Genomic DNA, 26,432 nt, shown 5'->3' with positions numbered 1-26,432 from the left:
TTTCTTTAAAAATAGCACTACCAATACTTTAGTATAGTTAAAACCTAATAGAACAACACATTGCTAATTATTTAGGTATATTTCCAGAAAATTTAAGTAGAGTGGTTAGCAGTTAAAAAAGTTAAATATATCTTAATTGATATAGGTCAATGAAATTGACAATAAGCTCTTGTAAATTTGTAATTCACCATAATTATAAAAAACATATTTTATGAGTAATCAAAATTTACTAAAACCATATACTAAAAATATAGAGCTTAAAAACAGAGTTGTAATGGCACCAATGACTCGTAGTCGTGCTACAAATAAAGAAAAGGCGGCTACAGATGAGCTGCAAGGACTTTATTATGAGCAAAGAGCTTCTGCAGGGTTGCTAATTACAGAGGGTTCTCAGGTATCAAAAAAGGCTGTAGGTTATATAAATACACCAGGTATATACTCTAGCGAACAAGTAGAAGGCTGGAAAAAAGTTACCAAACGTGTGCATAATAAAGGTGGTAAAATCTTTATACAATTGTGGCACGTAGGTCGTATGTCTCATCCAGATTTTCATAACGGAGAATTACCCCTAGCGCCATCTGCCATAAATCCTAATGAAAAATCTTATACAGAAGAGGGTTTTAAAGATACTGTTACGCCAAAAGCAATGACAATATCAGAAATAAAAGCAACAATACAAGATTTTAAAAATGCTGCTTCAAATGCTGTAAAAGCAGGTTTTGATGGTGTAGAAATTCATTCTTCTAACGGTTATTTGTTTCATCAGTTTTTTACAGCAACGTCTAATAACAGAACAGATGAGTACGGAGATAGTATAGAAAATAGATCTCGTTTTTTCTTTGAAGTTTTAGATGAAATGAAACAAGTAATTCCGCAAGAAAAAATAGGCGTACGTTTTAATCCTTCCTTAAATGGGCTATTTGGTATTACTATGGATGAAGAAACTATACCTACGTTTGAATATATTATAAAAAAATTGAACGATTATAATTTAGCATATGTTCATTTATCAGAACCATTTACAGATGTATCTAACATACCATTTGCGGTTACAGAAATAGCAAAACATTTTAGACCGTTATACAACGGAACATTAATGATTAATTCTGGTTTTGATAAAGAATCAGGGAATAAGGTAATAGAAAATGGTTATGCAGATTTGGTGGCTTATGGTAAACCATATATATCTAATCCGGATTTGGTAGAGCGTTTTAGAGATAATGTGGCACTTGCAGAGTGGGATGAAAGTACTTTTTATGTTCCAGGAGAAAAAGGATATACAGATTATGAAAGGGCAACCAAGTAATATATAAGTATGCATAAAAAAGGGATATTACTTAATTGTAATATCCCTTTTTTAGTTTTAATCGTATTGCATTAATTTTTTACTGTATATATTTTACTTTTCACAGAAGAGAGTCATTGGTTTACAGAAATTCGTTATTTCATTTGTTTCTAATTTTCATATTTGTCATATAATTTAATTTTAATACAAAGTAATAATGAAAAAAAATAATGTATTTACCATACTATTTATAGCTCAGATTTTCTTATTTATATCATGTTCTAGTGATTCTGACGATAGTATAGATACAACAGAGGAACAGCCTGAAACAGAAACTACAGCTTATGTAGAAACATATGAAGATAGTGACTTTGAAGCTATAGACTGGACAGATGCTACACACAGTAAAAGTGCAGATCCTAATTTTGAAGAAGTATTTAGTGATACAGAAGTAAAGAGATTAGATTTAGTAATTACAGAAGAACGTTGGCAAGCAATGTTGGATGATATGACAGCTAATTACGGAGAATTTGGCACAAGTGTTAGTGCTGGTCCGGGTGCTGGTGGTCCGCCTGCAGGTAACGGATTAGTAGATACAGATGAAGACCCTATTTTTGTTCCAGGTGATGTTTATTATGAGGGTAAAGAATGGTATAGAGTGGGATTACGTTTTAAAGGAAACTCTAGCTTACAATCTACTTGGTCTAATGGAAATTTAAAACTATCATTTAAGTTAGATTTTGATGAGTTTGAAGATGAATATCCACAAATAGACAATCAGCGTTTTTATGGATTTAAAAAATTGAGTTTAAAAAACAACTACAACGACAAGTCTATGCTTAGAGAAAAAGTTGCAGCAGATGTATTTACAGCAGCAGGCGTTGTTAGCTCACACACTGCTTTTTATGCAGTATATGTAGATTACGGAGACGGACCTGTGTATTTTGGTTTATACACTATGGTAGAAGAAGTAGATGATACAGTTATAGACACACAATTTGCAGATAATGATGGTAACTTATACAAACCAGATGGTGATGGCGCAAGTTTTGCAGATGGCTCTTTTACTGAAGATGTTTTTGTAAAGAAAACAAATGAAGACGATGAAGATTATACAGATATTTTAAGCATTTTTGAAGCTTTACACGCAGAAAATAGAACTACAGATTCTGAAACTTGGAGAACTAATTTAGAATCGGTTTTTGATACAGATATGTTTTTAAAATATTTAGCTGTAAATACTGTTATACAAAACTGGGATACTTATGGTAGAATGACTCATAATTACTTCTTATACAACAATCCAGATACAGAAAAATTACAATGGATACCTTGGGACAATAATGAAGCATTACAAAATGGTAATATGCAAGGTTCTTTAGCTTTAGATTTTTCTGATGTAAACTCAACAGAATGGCCTTTAATTGGCTATTTATATGCAGATGATATTTATAAAGCTACATATAATGCTTATGTGCAAGATGTAGTAGACAATGCATTTAATACAAGTACAATGCAATCTAAATACGCTAATTATGCATCATTAATAGAACCTTATGCAACTACAGAGTTAGAAGGACATACATTTTTAAACTCTAGTGCAGATTTTTATATAGCAGTAGACGAATTAAAAAATCACGTTAGTGAACGTGCAACAGCAGTTCAAAACTATTTAAATTAGTACCTAAACAACATTAATTTTAAAAGGCCAGTTATAGTATTATAGCTGGCTTTTTTAAGGTTTTTTTGTATGTACCATTAAAAGTATACTAGTGTAAAATACAATTACAGAATTAAACAGGGCATTTACAGAAAACCAGCCCCATTACACAGATAGTACAACATTAGCATTACTAAATACCGCATCTTTGTAGTGTAAATAAGATTTTTTATAATAGTAGTTTTTTAGATTGATTGAGATTTAACTACTTGTAGTTGGTAGTTAAATTGGTTAGTAGTTGAGTTAGTTTTAAAAAACCGGTTATTTTATAAATAACCGGTTTTTTTATGTTTTAATATTTATGAGCTTGTTATATGCTAATTAAATAGTTTTTCTGAAACATTTTATCATATATATCCTTACTAAACATATACAATTGTGCAGGTTTTTTAGAAACCCCAACCTGCTTTTCATCTAAAGCAATTATATATTTTTTATTAATAAGCTTTCGTCTAAAGTTTCTATTATCAATTTCTATGCATAAAATAGACTGGTAAAGATCTTGCACCTCATTTATTGTAAATTTATCTGGCAATAGTTTAAAAATTATTGGTTCAGACAAACACTTTACTTTTAAATCTTCATAAGCTTCTAAAATAATGTTTTTATGGTCAAAACCAACTTCGGGTAAGTTGCTTACCGGAAACCATTTAGCATTGTATTTGTTCTTATTTAAATCTACATCATCTGTCTTTAATAAAAAATAATAGGCTATAGTTATGGTTCGCAAATTAAATTCTTCGTTTTTAATCCAAACAAGGTCCTTTTCATTCATTAATCTATCTGGATCACCAAAGGCTTTAAATTGTTTTTTATATTGATTTTTTAAACCAGTTAATTCCTCTAATACTCTTGTAGCCGTTTGGTCTAAAGTTTCGTTTTCATAAACGTGGTATCCTGTTAATACATAATCATCTACAAGTACTTCTTTATTTTTCTCTAAATACCTTTTAATAAGTAAAACATTTAAAGATTTGGTAATGGTGTCAAAACCAAAAACCACACAATCTACAGATATATTTAATATTTTTTTCTGTTCCATATTATAAATCAATCTAGAGGTGTAAAGTATATTATTTAAGCTAATATACCTATTTTTTAACAATAAACGTAATAATTACGCTTAGATAATTTTCTAATTCTATTGTGAATTTGATAATTTAAAGGTAAAATAATACATATAAGTGTTAAATTACTATATTTTTATTGCTATTTATTAGGTTTTTATGTTTTAATTTATTTACATTTGAAAAATAAACGTAAAAATGACGTTTATAATTTAATGCAGTAAATATGTTACTAGTTATGAAAAATTGTAAGCTATTCTCTTTTAAAAATATTGGTATTTATATGGGTTTATCAATACTTTTTGGAGTAAATTTAAGTCAAGCTCAAAATGATAGTTTAGTTAGTTACAAACCATTTAGCGTTAGTGCTCATATAAAAAATATGCATATATGGCACGGGTTTGTTGTACATTCTGGAGCTGTATTAGCAACAAGTTTAGAGTTTAACTCAAAAAATGAAAAATTTACTTTTGGTTTTTGGGGCGGAGGTAGTTTTGCCACTACAGATGTAACAAATAAAAATACGGGAGAAAATGTAAGTGCTTATTATAAAGAGTTGTCTATTTATACTAAATACCGCTTTTCAGACAAGTTTTTTATAGAAGCTGTTACGCATAACAATTACACAGGAGTAGAAGAAAGAGGAGATAAATTAAGTTATTGGAGTTATGACAAAACTCAAGGTTACAACTTTGTAGATCTAAACTTTGGGTATAATGTTACACCAAATACGCTACTATACTTAGCTACAATTATTAATGGTGGTGCAGGAGATTATGAAATTTTAAATGATGGTAGTTTAAAAAACTCTTGGACACATTATTTTGAAATTAATAGTAAAGTATGGCAAGATAAAAATTCAAGTTTATCTGTTTTTGCTGGTGGGGCTTGGTCTTTTATTACAGATAAAACTTTTTATACAGAAAGTAGTGGTAATATTATAAATGTTGGTACAACTTATAATAAAAACGTAGATATAAAAGGGTATAAGTTGCCTGTAGATGTAACTTTAATGTGGAATCCTGAAGCAGAAAAAGCTGTATTGCAATTAGATATAACCTTATTTTAATAACAACTAAAAAACTTAAACTATGAAAACTATTAACTTTAAAATAGCATTTAATAAGCTATGTGTACCATTACTGGTATTTACTTTGCTTTTTAATATGGTTAGTTGTGCAGAGGAAATTAAAACTAATAAACCAACTAACGGTGATGAAGAAGAAACCGGACAAATTTTTAAAAGTGCAATAGATTTAACAGGTAAAAAAATTGGCTACTGCACACCGTCATTAAATGCTCCTTATTACCAAGCTTTACTACAAAGTATAAAATCTACTACAGAAAAAAACGGAATGGAGTTTATTTCTGCAGATGGTCAAGATGATATAAACAAGCAAGTTGCCGCAGTAGAAGATTTAATTACAAAAGGTGTAGATGTTTTGCTTTTAAACCCAAAAGATCCGGATGCCTTAGTAGGTGTAACTAAATTGGCTAAAGCTTCAGGTATACCTGTGTTTATTATTGATAGCTCTATAAACCCTGCTGCAGAGTTTGTAACAACTATACAGTCTAATAACCTAGCAAATGGTGAGTTGGCAGGTGAATGGTTGGTAAAAAAGATGGGGAAAACTAAAATGAATATTGCCTTATTAAGTGGCAATGCTGGTAACCCTGTTGGTAAAAAACGTAAACAAGGCTTATTGCAAGGTATTACAGAAGAACAATTAAGAACCCAAGGTAAAATAGATTTAAATGTAAAAACCCAAGCTTATACAGATTGGTCTTACGCAGGCGGACTAAAAGCTATGGAAGATATTTTAGTAGCTCACCCAGATATTAATGTAGTAATTACAGAGTCTGATGTTTGTGTACTTGGCGCTATAAAAGCTATTGCACAAGCGGGCAAAACAGATGATATTTTAATTGTAGCTGGTGCAGACGGACAAAAAGAGGCTATAAAGTACATAATGGACACAGATTTTTATGGTTGTACAGCAATGAACAGTCCTGTGCAAATAGGTATTAACTCTGTAAAATATGCAATTGAGTACTTAAATGGAAAAAGAGACTTTGATAAAACATCTTTTACAGCTCCATTATTAATTACTAAAGAGAATGCTGCAAAGTATTACAATCCTAAAGCAATATTTTAATATGGAAAGTTCTACTAACAAGTATCGTTTAGAAATGTCTGGAATCTCTAAAAGTTTTGGAAATGTTTCTGTACTAAAAGATGTAAATATAAAAGTAAAGCACGGAGAAATTCACGCTTTATTAGGTGAAAACGGGGCTGGAAAATCTACTTTAATAAAAATACTTAGTGGTGTGCACCAAAAAGATACAGGTAAGGTGGTTTTAGATGGTGAAGAAATTAAACCAAAAAATACACATGATGGCCAGGTTTTAGGTATAAATGTAGTGTACCAAGAGTTGTCTTTGGTGCAAGATTTGTCTGTTGCAGAAAACATTTATCTGCATAAACTTGGCACTACTAAGTTTTGGATGAATTGGAAAGAATTAACCAATAATGCACAAGAATTATTAGACTCTTTAGGTTTTGAAATTAACGCATCTGCAAGAGTTAGAGACTTAAGTATAGTACAAAAACAAGTAGTAGAAATAGCAAAAGCCATATCTGAAGACACTAAAGTTTTGGTGCTAGATGAGCCAACAACAGTTTTTGATCCTACAGACATAAAAAAATTATTTAGTAACCTATTTAAATTAAAAGAAAAAGGTATTTCTATTATTTATATATCTCATCATTTAGATGAAATTTTTAAAATAGCAGATACCATTACTGTGTTAAGAGATGGTGTAGATACAGGCAGTATGTCTACTTTAGACACAGACAAAGACAGTGTTATTCATTTAATGATTGGTCGTGAGTTAAAAGATTTATACCCTAAAAAAGATAATCTAGTAGGAGAAATTCCTGTTTTTGAAGTTAAAAATTTAACAGCAAAAGATACTATGGTTTATGATGTATCTTTTTCTGTAAAACCAGGAGAAATACTAGGTATTGCAGGTTTGGGAGGTAGTGGAAGAACAGAAACTGCTAAACTTATTTTTGGTGCAGACAAAAAAAAATCGGGCACATTACTTTTAGAAGGAAAAGAAATTAAAACAAATTCTCCTGTAGATGCAGCTGCACACCAAATAGGTTTTGTATCTGAAGACAGAAAAGAGGAAGGTGTGTTTTTGCCATTATCTATTAGGCGTAATATAAGTGTTACCAGCTTTAAATCTATCTCTAGTAAATTAGGTTTTATAAATATAGATAGTGAATATAAAAAGGTATTGGGTTTAATTAAAAAGTTAAATATAAAAACTCCAAACTCAGAGGTTAATGTAAAAAACCTAAGTGGAGGAAATCAGCAAAAAGTAGCATTAGCCAAATGGCTAAGTATAGATAGTAAAGTAATTTTTATAGATGAGCCAACAAGAGGTGTAGATGTTGGTGCTAAAATTGAAATTTATAAGCTTATAAATGAAGTTGCTAAAAAAGGAGTAGGTGTTGTAGTAATATCTTCTGATATGCCAGAAATTATGGGGATTACAGACCGTATTTTGGTAATGCACCAAGGAACAATTTATGGTGAGCTACAAAAGCATCAATTTTCTGAAGAAAACATTTTACGTTACTCCATAGGAGAACCATTAAAACAAACTAATTAATAATATAAAACCAACATTATGGCTATCACATTAAAAGAACAATTAAGCAGCCCAGGTGGTGTTCTTAAGTTTTTAGTAAAATATAATACAGTATTTATTTTTTTATTATTAGTGCTATTTTCTGCACTAATTTCAGATGTGTTTTTTACATCGGTAAACTTGTCTAACTTATTAAAACAAGTATCTGGAATAGGAATTATAAGCATTGGTATGCTTATCGTAATTTTAACTGGTGGTATAGACTTGTCTGTAGGCTCTATGGTAGCGTTATTGGCAGTAACATTTGCTATTTTGGTAAATATATTTGCTTTGCCATTGGCAATTTTAATGACACTTGCCATTGGTTTTGGCTTAGGTAGTATTTCGGGTTATTTAGTTGCTTATCAAAAAATGGCTCCCTTTGTTGCTACATTGGCATTAATGACTATTGCACGTGGTTTAGGTTTTATTTACTCTAAGGGTTCTCCTGTAACTTTTAAGACCTACGGCGGATTATACATGTCTAATTTTGCAAACAACTCTACCTTAGGTATTCCTAACATTGCAATTGTATTTTTTATTATAGTTGGTATTACTATGGTTATGCTTAGGTATAATGTTTTTGGTAGGTTAATAATAGCTATTGGTAGTAATGAAGAAGCCTCTAGACTATCTGGTATTAAGGTAAATAAATATAAATTTTTAGTATATGCTATTTCTGGTACATTGGCAGCAACAGCGGCTATAATTGTAGCTTCAAGAACAAATTTAGGTTCTCCTAATATGGGAATGTCTTGGGAGTTAGATGCCATTGCTGCTGTGGTAATTGGTGGTGCCAGTTTAAATGGTGGTAAAGGAACTGCTATTAATACTTTAATGGGTGTGCTAATTTTAGGACTTATAGGTAATATTTTAAACTTATTAAATGTACCGTCATATCCACAACAAGTGGTTAAAGGTGGTATCATCATATTTGCTGTATTGTTACAAAGGTTTGAGCGTAAATAAAAAAGATTCATCAATGGAAAATTTAAAATTAAATAACAGTAATCTTTCTAAAATATCAGAAAGAGTTTTGATTCCTAATTACAATAGGTCAGATATTAAAACAGGTATTGTGCACGTTGGTATTGGTGGTTTTCACAGGGCTCACCAAGCTTATTACACAGATTTGCTTTTGCAAAACAATAAAAATAAAGATTGGGGAATTTGTGGTGTTGCTCTATTAGATTTTGACACTAAAATTTACAACACCTTAAAGGAACAAGATGGCTTGTATACATTAATAATTAAAGAATTAGACGGCACACATACCAAACAAGTTATAGGATCTATAGTAGAGTATTTATTTGCGCCAGAAGACCCAGTAAAGGTGATAGAAAAAATGGCACATCCTGATGTAAAAATTATTACACTTACCATTACAGAAGGTGGTTATAACTACAATGAAGCTACTAGGGGTTTTGACTTTGGTAATACGCTAATTAAACACGATTTAGAATTTCCTAATAATCCTAAAACCATATACGGTTACTTAACACAAGCCCTTAAATTAAGAAAAGAAAGGGGTTTAAAAGGTTGCACCATACAGTCTTGTGATAATATACAAGAAAACGGACATATGATTAAAAATATGCTACTTAGTTATGTAAAAAAGGCGCAACCAAGCTTAACTAACTGGATTATAGAAAATGTATCTTTTCCTAATGCAATGGTAGACCGTATAACGCCAGCTACATCCTCAGAAGATATTACAAGTTTAAAAAATACATCTGGTATTTTAGATACTTGGCCAGTAGTTTGTGAACCATTTAAACAATGGGTTATAGAAGATAACTTTGCACAAGGTAGACCAGATTGGGAAAATGTAGGAGCACAATTTGTTACTGATGTTGTCCCTTATGAAAAAATGAAATTAAGTTTGTTAAATGCAGGACATTCTGTAATTGGTATTTTAGGTGCTTTACTAGGTTACCAAACCATAGACCAAGCAGTACATAACAAAAACATTAGTACATTTTTACATTTATATATGAATGTAGAAGTTACACCAATACTAGGTAATTTAGAAGGTTTAGACTTAGATTTATATAAGAAAACTCTATTAGAGAGGTTTGGAAACAAAAATATAAAGGATCAAATAGAACGAATTTGTTCTGAGAGCTCTGCTAAATTTCCAATATTTATTTTGCCAACGGTTAAGGCACAATTAAAAAATAATGGTTCTGTAGATTTAGCTGCTTTTATAGTAGCTGCTTGGGCAATATATAGTTTAGGAAAAGATGAAAACGGAGTGCCATTAGTTATAAAAGATGCTAATAAATTGTTGTTAGATGTAAAAGCTACAGCAGCTGTAACCAACCCAGAAGCATTTTTAGAATTAGAAACAATTTTTGGAGAATTAAAAAATTCTACAAAGTTTAAAGAGGCATATATAAAAGCATACAATAACATTACTAATAATGGAGTAGAGCAATGTTTAAGAGAAATAAATAGTAATAGTTTAAGTCATATTTAAATGAAAAAAATTGTATGTTTTGGAGAAGTTCTTTGGGATATTTTTCCTACTCATAAAAAAATTGGAGGCGCACCTTTAAATGTAGCATTAAGGTTAAACTCTTTAACTAATAATGTGTCAATTATTAGCAAAATTGGTGATGATGAAAACGGTGAGTTAATCAAAAAATATATTGATGAACAAGGTGTAAACACCAATAACCTTCAGGTAGATGATGCTTTGCAGACAGGAGAAGTAAAGGTTATGCTTAACTCTAAAGGTTCTGCTACATATGACATACAGTTTCCTAGAGCTTGGGATAATATATCACTAACAACCAACACAAAGGAAATTGTTAAAAGTTCTGATGCTTTTATATACGGTAGTTTAGTTGCTAGAGATACAACTTCTAGAGATACATTGTATAGTTTATTAAAGCTGGCCAAGTTTAAAATTTTTGATGTAAACTTAAGGAGTCCTTATTATACAATTGAAGTTTTAAATTATTTAATGAAAGAGGCTAGTTTTATTAAATTTAATGACGATGAAATTTTTGAGATAGGAAATGCATTACACTCTAAAACACACTCATTAGAACAGAATATTAAGTTTATTGCAGAGCATACCCAAACCAACTCTATATGTGTTACTAAAGGTCGTCATGGAGCAATTTTATATTATAATAATACCTTTTATTACAATAGTGGTTACCAAATAGATGTTGTAGATACAGTAGGAGCAGGTGATTCTTTTTTAGCTACACTAATTAATAAATTATTAAAAGAGAATAATCCACAAAATGCAATAGACTGTGCTTGTGCTGTAGGTGCTTTGGTTGCTGGTAGTGAAGGCGCTAACCCTACAATTAAAACAGAGGATATTGAAAAATTTATACATCCAGATTAAAATATATACCCATTAAAATGGTACTACAGAGGCTATGTAACACCACATAGTCTCTTTTTTTTTATTCATTTTTTATAAAATTAGATTGTATATACTATTTTTCTACATAAATTAGTAAGCGTTTACTAAAACGTTGGTTTTAATCTATATATTTAAATGAAAAGTAAAATAAAAAGTACAGCAATTTCATTATTTAATGCCAATGGTATTGCAAACGTATCTATGAAGCAAGTTGCAGATTGTTTAAAAATTAGTGCAGGAAATTTAAGCTATCACTATAAAAACAAAGCAATATTATTAGCTGTTATTTATACAGATATGTATGAAGAAACCTTAGATTATATACTTCCTGAAAACAGCTATATCACATTATTTCATTTTGAAGAAATGATGCTTAAGTTTGATGATTTACAACAACGTTACTGTTTCTTTTTTAATGACATAGTACATATAATAAAAACCTACCCAGAAATTGCTAAAAAGTATGAAGCATCTAACCTTATTAGGTTTAAAGACGCTAGAAAACTTATAGATTATTACATAGAAACAGACCGTATTATACCTGAAAATGATAGTATAGATTACAATAAAACTATTTATAATATTTGGATGACAAGTACATTTTGGCAATCACAAAAACTAGCAATACACACAGCTAGTTACACAATTAATAAATGTGGGTCTATAAAAATGCTGTGGAGTATTTTATTGCCATACCTAACAACAAAAGGCCTAGAAGAATACCAGCAGCTTAGAAAATTTGTAAAATTACCAACCAACTAAATATACAACTATGAGAAAAATTGATATGCTATTGGCAGAATACGCAGTAAGTCATCAAACAAAACTAAATATAGCTATACACTACATTTGTGTGCCGCTTATTTTTTTTAGTTTAATTGGTTTATTAGCCAGTATACCTATCCCAAACGTTATTACAAATGCATTACCAGTTTTTTTAGTGCCTTATGCTCATTTAGGCACACTTGTTATAATTTTTGGCTTATTGTATTACCTTAAACTATCTAAAGCTTTGTTTGTAGGAATGTTATTTTTTTCTGCCTTAGTTTTATTAACCATAAATTTTGTGTCCTTATTTGTTGCTGTACCTTTATGGTTAATTATGCTACTAATTTTTGTTGTTGCTTGGATAGGGCAATTTATAGGGCATAACCACGAGGGTAAAAAGCCATCTTTTTTAAAAGATTTACAGTTTTTAATGATTGGTCCGGCTTGGACAATGAGTCATTTGTTTGATGCTTTAGATATTAAGTTTTAATATGTAATAACCACTACTATTAAGTGTTGTTAAAGCATATTAATAACACTTAGTAGTTTAGATTTACTTAAAAATAAGTTGTACTCTGTATCTATTTCTTTAAGCTGAGTCTCTATTAATTTTACTTCTCTGTAATTTACTAAAAATAGGGAGCCTTCACCTAAGTTAAACTTTCGTTCTTCTGTATACACTAGTTTTTTATAATCTTTAACCAAGTCTTTAATAATAGTATGTTGGTTGTTGTAAGATTCTATTTGTTGTAAACCACTTTCTATTTTGTTACTAAGGTTAACCTTAGTTGCCATAATATCAAAATCTATATCTTTTAATTTTACCTTGGTTAATTTTAAATCTGCTCTTTCTTTTCTTAAAAATAAAGGAAAACTAACTGCTAATCCTGTTTTATAGTTTGATGTATTAAAACTATCTAAGTTTTGATAATCTGAACTTAAAAAATTGTATTGCAAATCTATTTTAGGCAACAAATTATTGGTTTTGTACCTTTTATCTATCGTTAAAATGTTTTTCTTAATCTGTAACTCTTTTAATTTAGGGTGATTTTCTACCAATTCTTCAGTAGTATTAAGTAATGAGCTATTTAAAACAGTATTTATGCTATTAATTGTTGTTGTATCTGGAGTAATAGCATCTGTAATTTCTAATGGTAAATTATTCTGTAGCCACAAAAAGTTAGATACTTCTAATTTAGATTTTATGTATCCTATTCTTGCTTTTTCAATGTCTAGCAATCTATTTTTATAATTAATACTAGCTTCTAGTGTATCTACCGCAGGTTTATCACCCGCAAAAAAGCTCTTTTTTACATTTAACAATCTAACTTCTGCATTTTTTAAATATGCAGAATATACAAGTTTAGCCTTGTAGTTTTTTAACCAATTAAAATAAGCCTCTGTGGCATCAAACAAAAAGTCGTTTACAACTAATTTTTGCTTGGCAGCAGCTTGTTGGGTGTATAATTTAGCTTGTTTTAATGTTGCCATTCTTTTATTAGTAAGCAACCCTTTAGCTAAAGAAACAGAAACTCCAGCACTGTATAAACCGTCTTCTGGCGTATTATATTCGGGGTTTAAATAGGTACCTTCGTTATTTTCATAGTTTGCTTTTAGTTCTACGCCATACCATGTAGGAATTTTAAAAGCAGCATTTAATTTATCATAATATGTAGTTCCTTTAAATTCTTTATTGCTAAAATCTACTTCTAATTTAGGATCAAAAGCACCTCTAGATTTTAATAGTTTTGCTTCACTCTCTGTAGTTATTAAACGTGCTTGTTTTACTATAGGATGGTATTTTTTTACATAACCTAAGTATTCTTCTAAGCTTAATATGCTATCTGTTTCTTGGGCTTGTGAGGTAAAGCACAGTATAGAAAAAAATAGAATTATATATTTATTCATTCGTTTATTTTTTATCAGAAGTTGATGTTTTAGGAGTGTAATAATTTGGAGGAAAACTGTTTATTTGTCTCCAAATTTCAAACCAAATAGGGACATTTTCTAATAGTGCAATTGTTTTGGCACCAGAACCAACACGTATAGCCTCTGGCCAAGGAGCATCTTCTGCATTTGGCTTTAATAACACTCTATATTTTCCATTTGTACTTATAAAGTTTTCTATTGCTACTATTTTTGCTCCGTAGGTACCGTATGATACGTTTGGCCAACCACTAAATACAATTGCTGGCCAACCATCAAACTGTACACGTACATCTTCACCAATATGTATTAAAGGCAAATCTATTGGGCTAACATACATTTCTACAGCCAAATCATAATTAGCAGGCATAATATGCACCAAAGGCTCTCCTTCTTTAAAAGTTTCTCCTAAACCAGCCTTAATTGTTTTGTTAATATAACCAGCTTGCGGAGCTGTAATGTATAACAAACTACTTCTTTTTTTGTAATTAGCTAAACTGGTTTCTAGTTTAGATACTTGTGCTTCAGTGTCTAAACCACTAGATTCTGCAGTATATAAACTACTTTGTGCTTTTGCTATTTTATCTGCATAAGTGGCCCTTAATGTAGCAATAGCAAGTTTACTATTTACCAAGTCTTGCTTAGTACTTAGTAACTTGTTTTGTTGTGAGGTTAGCTTAGCATTAACTTCTTGCAATTTAGATTGCTTTTCTTCTACATCCTTTACAGCTTTTATACCTTCTGCCTGTAAAGCAATTGCACGCTGGTATTGAGTATTTGCAATATCTGCCTTAATTTTAATAGCTTCTAAATCTATACTGTCACTAGTTACTTTTAAAGCCGTTTGCGCTACTTTGTTTTTAGCTTGCTCTAGTTTTAAAACACGTTCTTGCTCTAGGGCTTTAATTTGGTTTTTTAAAGCATCAGTTTTGTTTTTGTAAGCTACTACAGAAGAAGACTTAGCAGTTAACTGGTCATTAGTTCTTTGTGCAAGGTTTTCATCAAAATAATCACTTTTAACTTCAGATATACGTAAAATAGTATCTCCCTTTTTCACAAAATTACCTTCTTGTACATACCATTGTTCTACACGACCTGGAATCTGAGATTGCAGTGTTTGTGGTCTTTGGTTAGGCTTAAGCGTAGTAACATTACCTTGACTTGTAATATTTTGTGTCCACGGTAAAAACAAAATTAGCAACAAAAAGATACTAAAAAACTTAAGAAAATTTTTAAAACCTTTGTGATACTCTTTATTAAATATTTCTTTTCCAGACCTATAGTTAGATAAGTCTATATTTTTAGCTACTTGATTTTCAGATATATTTAGCATAGCTTATGATTTAGAAGAGATTATAACACCATTTTTTAATGTTATTTTCTTATTACATTTCTTTTCCCAATTTTTATTATTACTAACAATTATTAAACTCCAAGGGTGCGTTTTTAACGATAAATAATCTATAATTTGGTTTGCTTCTTGTTCTTCAAATAAATCTAATGGATTTTCTAAAATTAGTACCTTGGGTTGTTTAACTATAGCTCTAGCTAAAACCAATTTTTTAGTTGTTGTATAGGCAATTTGTTTGCCTTCTGGAATTAATATTGTATTTAAACCTAGAGTTTGTTGCTTTAAAAAATCTATTAGCCCTAAGTGCTGAAAGGTTGTGTATATAGCTTCATCACTAATTTCTTCGTTTCCAAAGGTTACATTTTCCCTAATACTACCTTCAAAAGTAGTTTCTTCAAATAAAGACATTCCTAAGTTTGCTCTGTAGTTGTTTATAAGTAAACCGCTAATAGCCAAGTCGTTCACGTGCAAATAGCCACTTGTAGGTAACACAAGACCAGCCATTAATTGTAATAAAGTAGACTTTCCAGATCCACTTTCACCAGTAACTAAAACTCTATCTTTAGGATTAACAGTAAAAGATATGTCTTTTAAAATTGTTTTATTTCTTTCCCCTACGGTATATGATATGTTATTTAATTCTAAGGTAAAATCATCCTTTTCATTAATAATTTCACCTGTTTGTGGTTCCAAAGGTTTGTCTACAATTTGACCAAGTTTTTCAATAGAAGTTAAAACATCGTAAAAAGACTCTAAGCCTAATATCAATTTTTCAACAGAATTAATAACAAGTAAAATTATAATTTCAGCAGCAACAAACTGACCAATATTCATACGTTGGTCTAGTACTAAAAAACCTCCAATAGATAGTAAGCCAGCTGTAACTATAACTTTAAACCCTATCATTTGTAAAAATTGCACCTTTAAAATAGAAAAGTGACTTTCTCTAGATTTTAAATAGTTATCTACTAGGTAATCTGTTTTTTCTAGAGCTAATGATGTTTTTCCGGATAGTTTAAAACTAATTACAGATCTAGAAATTTCTTGTAACCAGTGGGCAACTCTGTACTTATTTTTAGATTCATTTAAACTAGTGTCTAAACCTTTTTGAGAAGTGTATTTAAAAACAACATACGCTAAAAGAACCAACAATATTCCAAATAGAATAAAGAACGGATGATAAAAGGAAAGTAAAATTAAAGCAAAAATTATTTGTAAAAGGGCAGAGGGGACATCTATTAAAATTTTAGATAATCCTTTTTGTATTGTTAGGGTATCAAAAAACCTATTTGCCAATTCAGGAAAATGTAAATTTCTTAATTCTACCATTTTTATTTTAGGAAAACGATAGCTTAACTCAAACGAGGCACGTGTAAAAATTCGTTGTTGTATGGTTTCTATAATTCTTATTTGCATTAGTTTTAAAACACCAGAAAAGGCAACTCCTATAGTAACTAAAACAATTAAAACTACCCAAGAAGCAGATACTTGGGCGCCTTGTAGTAAATTTATAATGGTTTGTATACCAATAGGTAAACTAAGGGCTACTATACCTTCAAAAACAGCATAATAACCAATTTGTAATATATCTTTACGCTCTAACTGCAATAGCCCTAAAAATCGTTTCCAAGGTGTTAAAGTTTTATTTGGCATTTGTTAGTGTTTTAAAAGTTAAGTCTGTATAAAAATCTGTTGGTGTAATTTTGCTATTACAGTTGGTAATAGACTTAAAATGTAGCTTTAAAAAATGCTGGTGTAACGCACCTTCTACCAAACTACTAGCAAAACTTAAAGCGTAGTTGTAATTAGGGTTATAAGCTGCTATTATTTCTGCTATACGTTGTACAGTACGTTTATAAGGCATAAAAAAACCTTCTTTATTATCTTGGTCTACACCTTTGGTGTAATATGCTTTAGAGTTTTCATTAATAATAATGGTATATAACAACTCTTCGTTAATATGACTATACTTATTATCTTGCTCAGTAGTTTTGGTAACCACCTCTATTGCTTTTTTTAATTTTTCTTTAGTATTGCTAATGCTGTACGTTTCTATAACCAATTGGTACTCTATCCAACCCCAGTACCAAGCAGTTAAATACATCAATAGTTTATGTTTACTCTCAAAATATCTATATATAGAACTTTCATTAGAACCAATATTTTTACCTAGTTTTTTAAATGTAAAATCTTCAAAACCAATTTCTTCTAAAAGCGTAATACTGTGTTCAATAATTTTTTTCCCTAGTGTAGATGATTCCGGGTCTTTTAAATAGATTCCTTCAGGTATTTCTATTTTAATATTTGATAGTAATTTTTTCATAACTAAAACTATTATATGCAAATATAATAGTAATACTATTAAAAAAGAAACACGTTCTATTAACGTACTAATATTTAATAGGTTAAAATTAACTAAAACACTAATAAAATAAGGTCTTTGGCGAGTTAATTAAATATGTGTTAAATGTTATTAATGTTTATTTTAAAACAAAAAATTAAAGGTTTGTATCAGTTTTTAATACAAATTATACTAGCAATACAACACCTTACATATACTTAAAACACCTAAAAACTAAGGTTTCACAGAAAACCTAAGGGTGTTTACAGAAAGTTACTTTTTTACATAGTTACTATACATAGATTTGAAATAAAAATAGAAATTAATATAGAACAGGACTATGAAACTAAAATTAACAACAGTACTTTTTTTAATCTGCACCGCACTTATAGCTCAGAATAAAGAAACGTTTACAGGTAGTGAAGATAATGTAGAATATAAAGCCATTTTTGATGGGCAAAATGTTTATTTAACATTGCGCACGGAGTTTAAAGAGACTATGCAATCTATGTTGCACCGTGGTTACACCATTTATTTTGATATAAAAGGAAAGAAAAAGAAAAATGTAAGTATACAGTATCCGTTAAAAGCAGAACGTCCAGAAAAAGGAGCTAGACCAGAAAGAGGTGAGCGTAGAGAAAATAGAGAGAATAGCGAGCAAAAAGGACCAGATATTGCAAAAATGATAGAAAACTTGCCTAAAAAAGCAAATTACTCCTATTTTGATACTTCTGAAGATTTTAATTTAGATATGAATAATTTGGGTATTGTAATGAATTACAGCTATTCTGAAAATGAAGAAGAAGGTCCTGTTTTAGAATACCATTTAAAAATACCAGCATCTAAAATATCCACAGAAACTGGCAATCTCTCTAAGCTGTCTATTGGAATTGTATCTACTAAACAAGAACAAAAAAACAGCCAACAAAAGCCTAATATTAATATGGGTGGCAGACAAGGTGGTGGTGGCCAAGGCGGACGTTCTGGTGGTGGCAGATCTGGTGGTGCAGGAAGAGGAAGTGGCGGAGGAAGACCACCACAAGCAGACACAGATTCACAAGTAGAGAAAATAGATTTTTGGTTTAAACTATATCCAAAAAAGAAAAAATAAAGAAGAAACACTAACCATAAATAATTTTTTAGTTTGTTTTCTTTAAGCCGGTTACGTTGTGGTAATCGGTTTTTTAATTTAAGAAGTAATTAACTATAAAAGCTAAGTTTTTTTAGATGCTTGTTTAAACTTTTAACAAAAACCAGTGTCTTATATGTATAGAAAGTATAATCTTAAAATGTATTAGTTATGAAAACATTAATAAAAAAATACATCATACCTGTAACACTTTTAGTTGCAATAACAGCTCAGGCTACTGCACAAAGAAAACGTACAGTAAATGAGAAAACGGTAGTAAAAACTACAACCACAAGAACAACAGTAAGCAAAAGAGTACCAAGTACAAAAGTTACTTATAAAACTCCTAAAAAGAAAGTTGTATCTGTAAGAACAATTCCTAACAGAACCGTTATAAAACACAGAGGTACTAATTATTACTATGCTAATAATAAGTTTTATACACAGTCTAGAGGTAGGTATATTGTAATTGCTCCAAAAGTAGGGTTTAGAATACATGTATTACCACCAAACTATAAAAGAGTACGTTTTAAAAACCATAATTATTACACTGCACAAGGTATTTTTTATGTTCAGGTAAATAATGAATATGAGGTTGTAGAACCTGAGGTAGGTACTGTTGTATATGAGCTACCAAGTGATTATGAGAAAGTTAATTTAGACGGACAAACCTATTACGAGTATGCCAATGTACTATATGAAAAAGTACAGGTAAATGGTACTAGAGCTTATGAAGTAGTTGGTATTATAGATATGGATTAACGCAAGTAACTACTGCATTTACAGTAGTTTATTGCTACAAAAAGAGGATAACTAGCATCTAGTTATCCTCTTTTTTTTGTTTTATTTTTGCGCAACGGCAACAGGTTTAAGCCTTATAATACCAAAGGTATTAAGTATTTTAATAATAACGTAAGTAACATCTACCTCGTACCATTTTACACCAAAATTAGCTCTACTAGCATATTTATGGTGGTTGTTATGGTAACCTTCTCCCATCATTAAAAAATCGAATCTAAAAAGGTTTTTACTCGTGTTTTTCATTTTAAAATTTACATAGCCATAAATATGTCCAAACCAGTTTATAATAACGCCATGTATTGGTGCCATTAAAAATGTAATTGGCAACAAAGCCCATTGCCAAGCGGCTGTAGTAAAGTAAACAAAAAATAAAATGTATAATGTAATCCAAAGTAATCTAGAGAATCTAGAGCTTGCAAATGCATCAAAAGATTTCCATTGTGGTACGTTTTTAGTAAACCGTTTGTCTACTGCAATACGCTCTTTATTAATGTCTTGGTAAACCGTTTTTGTGCGCCACATCATAGAAAACAAATTGTCGTCATAAGCAGGGGAGTGCGGGTCTTTTTCTGTGTCTGTATACGCGTGGTGCATACGGTGCATAACACCATAACCATAGGCACTTAAGTAACTAGACCCTTGAAAAATCCACGTAAGTACAAAGGTAATACGCTCTGTAGTTTTAGACATTGTAAATACTTGGTGTGCGGCATAACGGTGTAAAAAGAACGACTGAAAAAACAGACCTCCATACCATAATACCAAAACAAAAATGACTATTGCCATATAACTTTTTTTTGCAAAGGTAAACGGGAGTTTTTCGCAAAACAATGAACCTAAGTCAATAAAAAGCCACTATATGTAGGCTTATAGGCGCTTTCTTATACGGCTTAGAGCCTGTGCTGTAATACCAATGTAAGAACTTATGTACTTAAGCGGAATTACCTTTAAAAGTTCTGGTCTTTCTTTAAACAATTTTAAGTAACGTTCTTCTGCGGTAAGGTTAAGTAAGTTTTGCTCTCGTTTAGATTTTATTAAAAATAAACGCTCTGCAGTTAGCCTACCTATAAAATTACCAATTTGTGTTTTAGCGTAAACCTCTTGCAAATCGTTATAAGTTATGCTTAAAAGTGTTGTTTTTGTTAACGCTTGTAATTGGTATGCAGAGGGCTGCTGAGTTAAAAAGGAATCGTATGCACTAATAAATTGGTTGTTAAAACTAAACCCAAACGTAATTTCTTTTTCTGGGTTGTCTTTTGGTATAAACAAACGCACAACACCAGTTTCTATAAAAGAAATATGATTTTCTATCTCGTTTACTTTTAAAAATATATCCTTTTTAGGAATTTCTCTACGTTGTAATTTAGAGGTAAAAAACGCCCAATCTTCATTAGAAATTGTTGCAATCTGATCTAAATATGCCTTTATCTGCTCCAAACCTTAATATTACTAGTGTTTTAAGTTGGTAAAGATACGTATTACTGTTTTTTTAAGCATCAAATTAATTAATATATAACGTATTCATATTCGTCTTGCATAAACGTGTAGACTATATGTTTTTACACTAAAACTTACCTTAATTTTAATTGTATTATTTGCAGATACAATTCAGCTAAAAATCATTTTAATTAGTACTTTAAATATTTTTCATAAATTATTTATTAATAATAAGTTACAAAAAAGAGCCTTTCTATTTTTATTGGCACTATCTTTGCACTATTGATATCAAATTATCAAATTATTAATACAATATTATTATGAGTAAAGGAACAGTAAAGTTTTTCAACGACACAAAAGGATTCGGATTTATAACTGAAGAAGGAGTAGAGAAAGATCATTTTGTACACATTTCAGGATTAGTTGATGAAATCCGTGAAGGTGATGTAGTTGAATATGACTTACAAGAAGGAAACAAAGGATTAAATGCAGTAAACGTAAAAGTTATCTAAATATATATTTCAAGTTTTTACAAAAGTCCATCATTAGTTTGATGGACTTTTTTTATGTCCAAAAACGAGTAATTGCAATAAATGTGAGCTTATTTTAAAATGATTTGTATTTTGCTAAAAAATAGAAATAAAATGAGTGATGACAAGTTTATGCAAGAAGCTGTAAATGCAGCTTTAAAAGGAATGCAAAACAATGAAGGCGGGCCATTTGGTTGCGTTATAGTAAAAGACGGTAAAATTATAGGCAAAGGAAATAATAAAGTAACATCTACTAACGACCCAACTGCACATGCAGAGGTTACAGCAATTAGAGATGCGTGTAAAAACCTAAACTCTTTTCAGTTAGATGGTTGTATAATTTACACCTCTTGTGAGCCTTGCCCTATGTGTTTAGGAGCTATTTACTGGGCAAGACCAGAAAAAGTATACTATGGTAGTAGCCAAGCAGACGCTGCTAATATTGGTTTTGATGACGAGTTTATTTATAAAGAAATTCCGCTACCTTACAATGAAAGAAGTATACCTTTTGAGCAATTGTCTCCTGAAATTGCAATAAAGCCTTTTCAAGAATGGACTAAAAAAGAAGATAAAACAGAGTACTAATTATAAGTTACTTGGTTTTAAAGCACTACTTAAACGAGTTAAATACTGGTTTAAGTAGTGCTTTTTTATTGATTGGAGAATAAATGTATAGCGTTAACAAAAATTTTAATTACGATAATACCAAAATACCAATACCTATAATTTTGACTTTAAAAAAATAGATATGGAAAATTGGTTGTTTGCCTCAGGTGAAATTATAGGAAAAGTTATACTAAGTATTTTAGCAATTTTTACAATAGTTATTGTAATTACCAGAATATCTGGCTTACGTACTTTTGCCAAAATGTCTAGTTTTGACTTTGCATCTACCATTGCAATAGGCTCTATACTAGCGTCTATAGTTTTAAATTCTAGCCAATCTATTACTAAAGGTGCAATAGCTTTAGGTGGTATTATATTATTTCAATCTGTTTTTTCATATTGCAAACGTAATTTTGAATGGTTTAATAATTTGTTTACCAATAAACCAATGTTATTAATGGATAATGGGGAATTTATACTTAACAATTTAAGAAAAACAAATGTAGATGCTAAAGATGTGTATGCTAAGCTTAGAGAAGCTAATGTAAAAGATAAAAGCGAAGTTTTAGCCGTAATATTAGAAAGCACCGGAGATATATCTGTACTACATAAAAGTAAAGATGTTGAGCTGTCTAAAGACATTTTAACGGGTGTTAAAAAGTAAACAGACTAAAAGATATGCATTACTTTTGTACTAATTAGGTATTATAAAAACTATAATTTGTTAGAAAAAAGGCAACAATTACCCTCAGAGCAATTAACAGATACAGACTATTTTATTTACTGCTTAGAGGCTGTAGAAGATATAGAAATTGATACGGTTACCACTGCACAAAAAAAGTTAGCAGAATTAACCAAGCAATATGGTGTAGCCAGTATTTACAAAACATGCGATACTATAGAAGGTTTAGAAGCTAGTTTAAATACATTGCTTTTAGATGATCATAACTTTAAAAATTACGAGGTAATTTACCTTGTTATTACAGGCGAGGCTAATAGCATTTGTTTAAATGATTATTACTATAGTTTACAAGAAATTGCAGAAATTTTTGAAGGAAGATTGCAAAATAAGATTCTACATTTTTCTAATGCCAAAATTTTAGATTTAGACGAAGAAGAAGCACAGTATTTTATAGATATTACAGGTGCTAAAGGTGTATCTGGTTACGGTAATGCTTATAATGGTATATCTAGCGCAGATTTAGATAAAGCATTTTTTAATTTATTTAAAGAAGATGATAATATGTTTGATGTTGTAGAAGAACTACACCAAAGACATTATAAAATGTGTAAACTATTAGATTTTAGAATGTATTACTAAATACAATTACAGCATATTAAACTGTTTATTTACTATAGCAATTATTATTTTTCTATTTTATATAGAGATAATTAGTAATACTTTTTAATAATACAATAACCACTACTTATGTGTATTAAATGTGTTTTTCACTTAAATATTTCCAATAGCGTTTAGGAACATGTTGTATATGTAGTTTCATATTTTTTCTAGAAGCAATGTTTGTGCTCTTAAAGTAATCGTTCCATAATTGCTGAAACTCTAACTCTACAGCAGCAAAAATTTCTGAAGATGTTTTGGTAGGGTCAAAATCTGCACCTAATTCTAGCGTAATAATATCTACTTTATCTAAGTTATAATACAAGCCATACTTCCGTTTTAAATCGTAAATAAGCCATTTTTGGTCTGCATAACGTTTTTCAAAATGTCTTTTTATAAGTGGCAGTACATTAAAATCTGGCTCTATATTAGCAAAGTAAATACCATCTTTAGTTAGTTTAAAACGTACAAAAGCTTCCATTCTGTGTTTTTCTCGTCCTACGTTTTTAGTAAGTTTGGCTATCTCTAAAATATGAGCGTTTGTAAAGTCAGACCCTACATTTTTGTTAGCAGCAAAAACATACACTATTGCATTAAATAAAGTATCTTCTACAGTAGGTTTTTCACTTAAAAAGGCATAGTAAAACCTGCGTAATTCATCTGTAGACATCTTCTTTTTTAAGCCAGCCCAAACACGGTTACTTTTTTCTTGGTCTGTATACACCGTATCAAAACTTCCAAATAAAGGCTGCTGAAAACGCTGTTCTGTAACAATTTTAACGGTCTTTAATTTTAGCTCAAAAGCAGTAAAAACGGCAGTTAAAAACCCATCAAAAGTAGCGTCATAAATTAGCGTAGTTTCCATTTTAAAAATCTATCCAAAAAGGTTTAATTGGTTGCTAAGCATATCTGTATACTTACTTTTAGAATTTTGTAAAATAAGGCCTTTAATTTTCTCGGCTGTTAAATCTCTGCTTTCAAATTTGTTAGATGCACATACCAAAAAGTATTGCGCACGGTTTAAAGACACCCCAATAGCTTTTAAATGCTCCCAATTAAGTTGCCTGTACCGCCTAGCTTTTAGTATTTTGTATACAGATTTCATTCCTAAACCAGGTATTCTTGCTAGCATATGCTTATCTGCCTTGTTTACATCTACAGGAAACTCGTGCATATTACGCAATGCCCAACCCAGTTTAGGGTCAATATCCAAATCTAAATGCTGGTGTTGCTCGTTTAAAATTTCTTCAATATTAAAACCATAAAAACGTAACAACCAGTCTGTTTGGTACAGTCTGTTTTCGCGTAACATAGGTACAGGAGTGCCAATTTGCGGTAAGCGTGTATCATAACTAATAGGCACATAACCAGAGTAGTACACACGTTTTAAATTAAAATTTTTGTAAAAATAATTAGAGGTGTACATAATTTGCATATCATTTTCACCACTGGCACCAACAATCATTTGTGTACTTTGCCCACCAGGAGCATATTTTGGAGTACTTTTAATAAGTTTTTTCTCGTTTTTGTACTGTATAATTTCATTTTTCACCTTAATCATAGGTTTAATAAAATCTTCTCTATTTTTATCTGGAGCCAAAAGTTTTAACCCTTTTTTAGTCGGAATTTCAATATTTACACTAAGTCTGTCTGCATACAAACCAGCCTCACGCATTAGCTCATCACTAGCACCCGGAATAGATTTTAAATGTATGTATCCATTAAAATTTTCTTCTAAACGCAATTTTTTAGCCACAGCAACCAAACGCTCCATAGTATAGTCGGCACTTTTAAAAATACCAGAGCTTAAAAAAAGTCCTTCAATATAATTACGTCTGTAAAAATTTATAGTTAAATCTACCACCTCTTGTACTTTAAAAGCAGCACGTTTAATGTCATTACTTTTACGCGTAACACAGTAGGCACAATCAAATATACAATAGTTGGTAAGTAGTATTTTTAGTAGTGATACACAACGGCCGTCTTCTGTATACGTATGGCAAATACCAGAAGCAGATGCATTACCTAATCCCTTATTAGTGTTGGTTCTGTTGCTACCGCTAGAGGAGCATGATACATCATACTTTGCAGCATCTGCAAGGATGTTTAATTTTTCTTGTACACGTTGAAAAGACATACCTAAAAATTTGAGTTTAGACTGTAAAGATACAATGTAAACAAATAAAAAACACATTTTGTAATTAATTTATATCTCATATTATGATATATAAAAGTGTAATTTACTATATTTGACACTGAAAATAATGCAGTTATGAACCGTATTAAGTACATATTAGAAGACAAGGGTATAAAGCAAACTTGGTTAGCAGAAAAGCTAGGTAAAAGTTACAATATGGTAAATTCTTATGTACAGAATAGGAGGCAACCCAGTTTAGAATTGTTATATGAAATTGCCCATATTTTACAAGTAGAAGCCAGAGATTTGTTAGATGGCAACCAAGCAGTTTTTAACACCAATAATACAGTTAAAACAGACACCGTTAGTATACCTTTAGTAGGCTCTGTAGCTTGCGGATTGCCAATTTTTGCAGAAGAACATATTGAAGCTAAAATTGAAGTTTCTACCAAGCTAGTAAAAAAACCTTCAGATTATTTTTTGCTAAGAGCCACAGGAGACTCTATGAACAAAAAAGGAATAAACAGTGGCGATTTATTACTTATTAAACGCCAACATACTGCAGAAACCGGAGATTTAGTACTTGCCTTGTTAGATGATGAAGCTACGGTTAAAGAGTTTATAAACAACGGTAGCAACCTTGTTTTAAAACCGCACTCTACAAACCCAAAACACCAACCAATTATTTTAACTACAGACTTTAAAGTACAAGGTATTGTAGCAGATGTTATTAAGGTGTAGTTAAATACATAAGTTTTTTAGTATTTTCTTTTGTACAAAGTAGGAGGGAAGTTGTATTTTCTTCCCAACTGTAGATGATGTTATCTGTAATTAATTTTATACCATTTATAAATAAATAGTACCCAAGTATACATATCTGTAATTACACTTAAAAAAATAGTTTTACATTG

Annotated in this window: 26 protein-coding genes and 1 pseudogene; 18 read left to right on the top strand and 9 right to left on the bottom strand. The window is 30.4% G+C overall.

Annotated features, from left to right (window positions below; genetic code table 11):
* Window positions 1-211 precede the first annotated feature (211 nt).
* Window positions 212-1,306, top strand: a complete 1,095-nt coding sequence (locus tag KLA_RS02940; RefSeq protein WP_034643650.1) for an alkene reductase — start codon at window positions 212-214, stop codon at window positions 1,304-1,306.
* A 196-nt stretch (window positions 1,307-1,502) separates the two neighbouring features.
* On the top strand, window positions 1,503-2,966 hold the full coding sequence (locus KLA_RS02935; RefSeq protein ID WP_034643648.1) for a CotH kinase family protein: 1,464 nt from the start codon (window positions 1,503-1,505) through the stop codon (window positions 2,964-2,966).
* Window positions 2,967-3,315: 349 nt separating this feature from the next.
* On the opposite strand, the gene KLA_RS02930 is transcribed toward KLA_RS02935, so the two are convergent.
* Window positions 3,316-4,047, bottom strand: a complete 732-nt coding sequence (locus KLA_RS02930) for an NUDIX hydrolase (RefSeq protein WP_013622440.1) — start codon at window positions 4,045-4,047, stop codon at window positions 3,316-3,318.
* 263 nt (window positions 4,048-4,310) lie between these two features.
* Between KLA_RS02930 and KLA_RS02925 the strand changes: the two genes are divergently transcribed.
* The 8 genes from KLA_RS02925 to KLA_RS02890 all read left to right on the top strand — a co-directional run bounded on the left by KLA_RS02925 (window position 4,311) and on the right by KLA_RS02890 (window position 12,414).
* Window positions 4,311-5,141, top strand: a complete 831-nt coding sequence (locus tag KLA_RS02925) for a hypothetical protein (RefSeq protein ID WP_235183511.1) — start codon at window positions 4,311-4,313, stop codon at window positions 5,139-5,141.
* Window positions 5,142-5,163: 22 nt separating this feature from the next.
* A complete protein-coding gene (locus KLA_RS02920; protein ID WP_034643643.1) occupies window positions 5,164-6,228 on the top strand; it encodes a substrate-binding domain-containing protein in 1,065 nt (354 codons plus the stop codon).
* Between the two features lies 1 nt (window position 6,229).
* On the top strand, window positions 6,230-7,753 hold the full coding sequence (locus KLA_RS02915; protein ID WP_034643639.1) for a sugar ABC transporter ATP-binding protein: 1,524 nt from the start codon (window positions 6,230-6,232) through the stop codon (window positions 7,751-7,753).
* Window positions 7,754-7,771: 18 nt separating this feature from the next.
* The gene (locus KLA_RS02910) at window positions 7,772-8,740 is read left to right on the top strand and encodes an ABC transporter permease (protein ID WP_013622444.1); all 969 of its coding nucleotides are present in this window, start codon (window positions 7,772-7,774) and stop codon (window positions 8,738-8,740) included.
* 13 nt (window positions 8,741-8,753) lie between these two features.
* Window positions 8,754-10,250, top strand: a complete 1,497-nt coding sequence (locus KLA_RS02905) for a mannitol dehydrogenase family protein (protein ID WP_034643637.1) — start codon at window positions 8,754-8,756, stop codon at window positions 10,248-10,250.
* Window positions 10,251-11,135 carry a carbohydrate kinase family protein gene (locus KLA_RS02900; protein ID WP_013622446.1) on the top strand — a complete coding sequence of 295 codons (885 nt, stop codon included), beginning with the start codon at window positions 10,251-10,253 and terminating at the stop codon, window positions 11,133-11,135. It abuts the gene before it with no gap.
* Between the two features lie 156 nt (window positions 11,136-11,291).
* A complete protein-coding gene (locus KLA_RS02895; RefSeq protein ID WP_034643635.1) occupies window positions 11,292-11,918 on the top strand; it encodes a TetR/AcrR family transcriptional regulator in 627 nt (208 codons plus the stop codon).
* A gap of 10 nt (window positions 11,919-11,928) precedes the next feature.
* Window positions 11,929-12,414, top strand: coding sequence for a DUF962 domain-containing protein (locus KLA_RS02890; RefSeq protein ID WP_034643633.1), 486 nt, complete (start codon window positions 11,929-11,931; stop codon window positions 12,412-12,414).
* 29 nt (window positions 12,415-12,443) lie between these two features.
* Here KLA_RS02890 and KLA_RS02885 read toward each other — a convergent pair whose 3' ends face one another.
* Genes KLA_RS02885 through KLA_RS02870 form a run of 4 tightly spaced genes read right to left on the bottom strand, consistent with a single transcriptional unit; the run spans window position 12,444 to window position 17,524 of the window.
* Complete coding sequence (locus KLA_RS02885) at window positions 12,444-13,832, bottom strand: TolC family protein (protein ID WP_084470671.1); 1,389 nt, start codon at window positions 13,830-13,832, stop codon at window positions 12,444-12,446.
* Window positions 13,833-13,836: 4 nt separating this feature from the next.
* A complete protein-coding gene (locus tag KLA_RS02880) occupies window positions 13,837-15,183 on the bottom strand; it encodes an HlyD family secretion protein (RefSeq protein ID WP_034643631.1) in 1,347 nt (448 codons plus the stop codon).
* 3 nt (window positions 15,184-15,186) lie between these two features.
* On the bottom strand, window positions 15,187-16,854 hold the full coding sequence (locus KLA_RS02875; RefSeq protein WP_034643628.1) for a peptidase domain-containing ABC transporter: 1,668 nt from the start codon (window positions 16,852-16,854) through the stop codon (window positions 15,187-15,189).
* Window positions 16,844-17,524, bottom strand: coding sequence for a TetR/AcrR family transcriptional regulator (locus KLA_RS02870; protein ID WP_013622452.1), 681 nt, complete (start codon window positions 17,522-17,524; stop codon window positions 16,844-16,846). The genes KLA_RS02875 and KLA_RS02870 overlap by 11 nt, the downstream gene beginning before the upstream one ends.
* A gap of 358 nt (window positions 17,525-17,882) precedes the next feature.
* Between KLA_RS02870 and KLA_RS18215 the strand changes: the two genes are divergently transcribed.
* Window positions 17,883-18,653: a hypothetical protein gene (locus KLA_RS18215; protein ID WP_051456026.1), complete on the top strand. Its 771-nt coding sequence runs from the start codon at window positions 17,883-17,885 to the stop codon at window positions 18,651-18,653.
* A 189-nt stretch (window positions 18,654-18,842) separates the two neighbouring features.
* Window positions 18,843-19,433, top strand: coding sequence for a DUF6515 family protein (locus KLA_RS02860; RefSeq protein ID WP_034643625.1), 591 nt, complete (start codon window positions 18,843-18,845; stop codon window positions 19,431-19,433).
* An 81-nt stretch (window positions 19,434-19,514) separates the two neighbouring features.
* On the opposite strand, the gene KLA_RS02855 is transcribed toward KLA_RS02860, so the two are convergent.
* Window positions 19,515-20,258 (bottom strand): acyl-CoA desaturase, encoded by a 744-nt coding sequence (locus KLA_RS02855; protein ID WP_034643623.1) that lies wholly within the window; start codon window positions 20,256-20,258, stop codon window positions 19,515-19,517.
* An 81-nt stretch (window positions 20,259-20,339) separates the two neighbouring features.
* On the bottom strand, window positions 20,340-20,909 hold the full coding sequence (locus KLA_RS02850) for a Crp/Fnr family transcriptional regulator (protein WP_013622456.1): 570 nt from the start codon (window positions 20,907-20,909) through the stop codon (window positions 20,340-20,342).
* Window positions 20,910-21,229: 320 nt separating this feature from the next.
* Here KLA_RS02850 and KLA_RS02845 point away from each other — a divergent pair, with 320 nt between their 5' ends.
* The 4 genes from KLA_RS02845 to KLA_RS02830 all read left to right on the top strand — a co-directional run bounded on the left by KLA_RS02845 (window position 21,230) and on the right by KLA_RS02830 (window position 23,366).
* On the top strand, window positions 21,230-21,421 hold the full coding sequence (locus KLA_RS02845) for a cold-shock protein (protein ID WP_013622457.1): 192 nt from the start codon (window positions 21,230-21,232) through the stop codon (window positions 21,419-21,421).
* Window positions 21,422-21,553: 132 nt separating this feature from the next.
* Window positions 21,554-22,024, top strand: coding sequence for a nucleoside deaminase (locus KLA_RS02840; protein WP_013622458.1), 471 nt, complete (start codon window positions 21,554-21,556; stop codon window positions 22,022-22,024).
* Between the two features lie 163 nt (window positions 22,025-22,187).
* Window positions 22,188-22,709 (top strand): DUF421 domain-containing protein, encoded by a 522-nt coding sequence (locus KLA_RS02835; protein ID WP_013622459.1) that lies wholly within the window; start codon window positions 22,188-22,190, stop codon window positions 22,707-22,709.
* A 57-nt stretch (window positions 22,710-22,766) separates the two neighbouring features.
* Window positions 22,767-23,366, top strand: a complete 600-nt coding sequence (locus KLA_RS02830; protein ID WP_013622460.1) for a DUF6642 family protein — start codon at window positions 22,767-22,769, stop codon at window positions 23,364-23,366.
* A gap of 115 nt (window positions 23,367-23,481) precedes the next feature.
* Here the strand turns inward: KLA_RS02830 and KLA_RS02825 are convergent, their stop codons facing one another.
* Together KLA_RS02825 and KLA_RS02820 are read right to left on the bottom strand one after the other, a co-directional pair.
* Entirely contained in the window at window positions 23,482-24,249 is a 768-nt protein-coding gene (locus KLA_RS02825; RefSeq protein WP_034643621.1) for a TIGR03915 family putative DNA repair protein, read from the bottom strand.
* 9 nt (window positions 24,250-24,258) lie between these two features.
* Window positions 24,259-25,521 (bottom strand): putative DNA modification/repair radical SAM protein, encoded by a 1,263-nt coding sequence (locus tag KLA_RS02820; protein WP_034643945.1) that lies wholly within the window; start codon window positions 25,519-25,521, stop codon window positions 24,259-24,261.
* Window positions 25,522-25,656: 135 nt separating this feature from the next.
* On the opposite strand from KLA_RS02820, the pseudogene KLA_RS18320 reads away from it, so the two are divergent.
* Window positions 25,657-25,833: pseudogene (locus tag KLA_RS18320) on the top strand (helix-turn-helix transcriptional regulator); the annotation flags it as partial.
* On the top strand, window positions 25,828-26,262 hold the full coding sequence (lexA, locus tag KLA_RS17790) for a transcriptional repressor LexA (RefSeq protein ID WP_235183516.1): 435 nt from the start codon (window positions 25,828-25,830) through the stop codon (window positions 26,260-26,262). The pseudogene KLA_RS18320 and the gene lexA, both read left to right, overlap by 6 nt.
* Window positions 26,263-26,432 lie beyond the last annotated feature (170 nt).

It is taken from the genome of Cellulophaga geojensis KL-A, from assembly GCF_000568425.1.
Classification (GTDB): domain Bacteria; phylum Bacteroidota; class Bacteroidia; order Flavobacteriales; family Flavobacteriaceae; genus Cellulophaga; species Cellulophaga lytica.
Note: the sequence above shows the minus strand (reverse complement) of the source record. Positions and strands in the feature narration are given on the sequence as shown.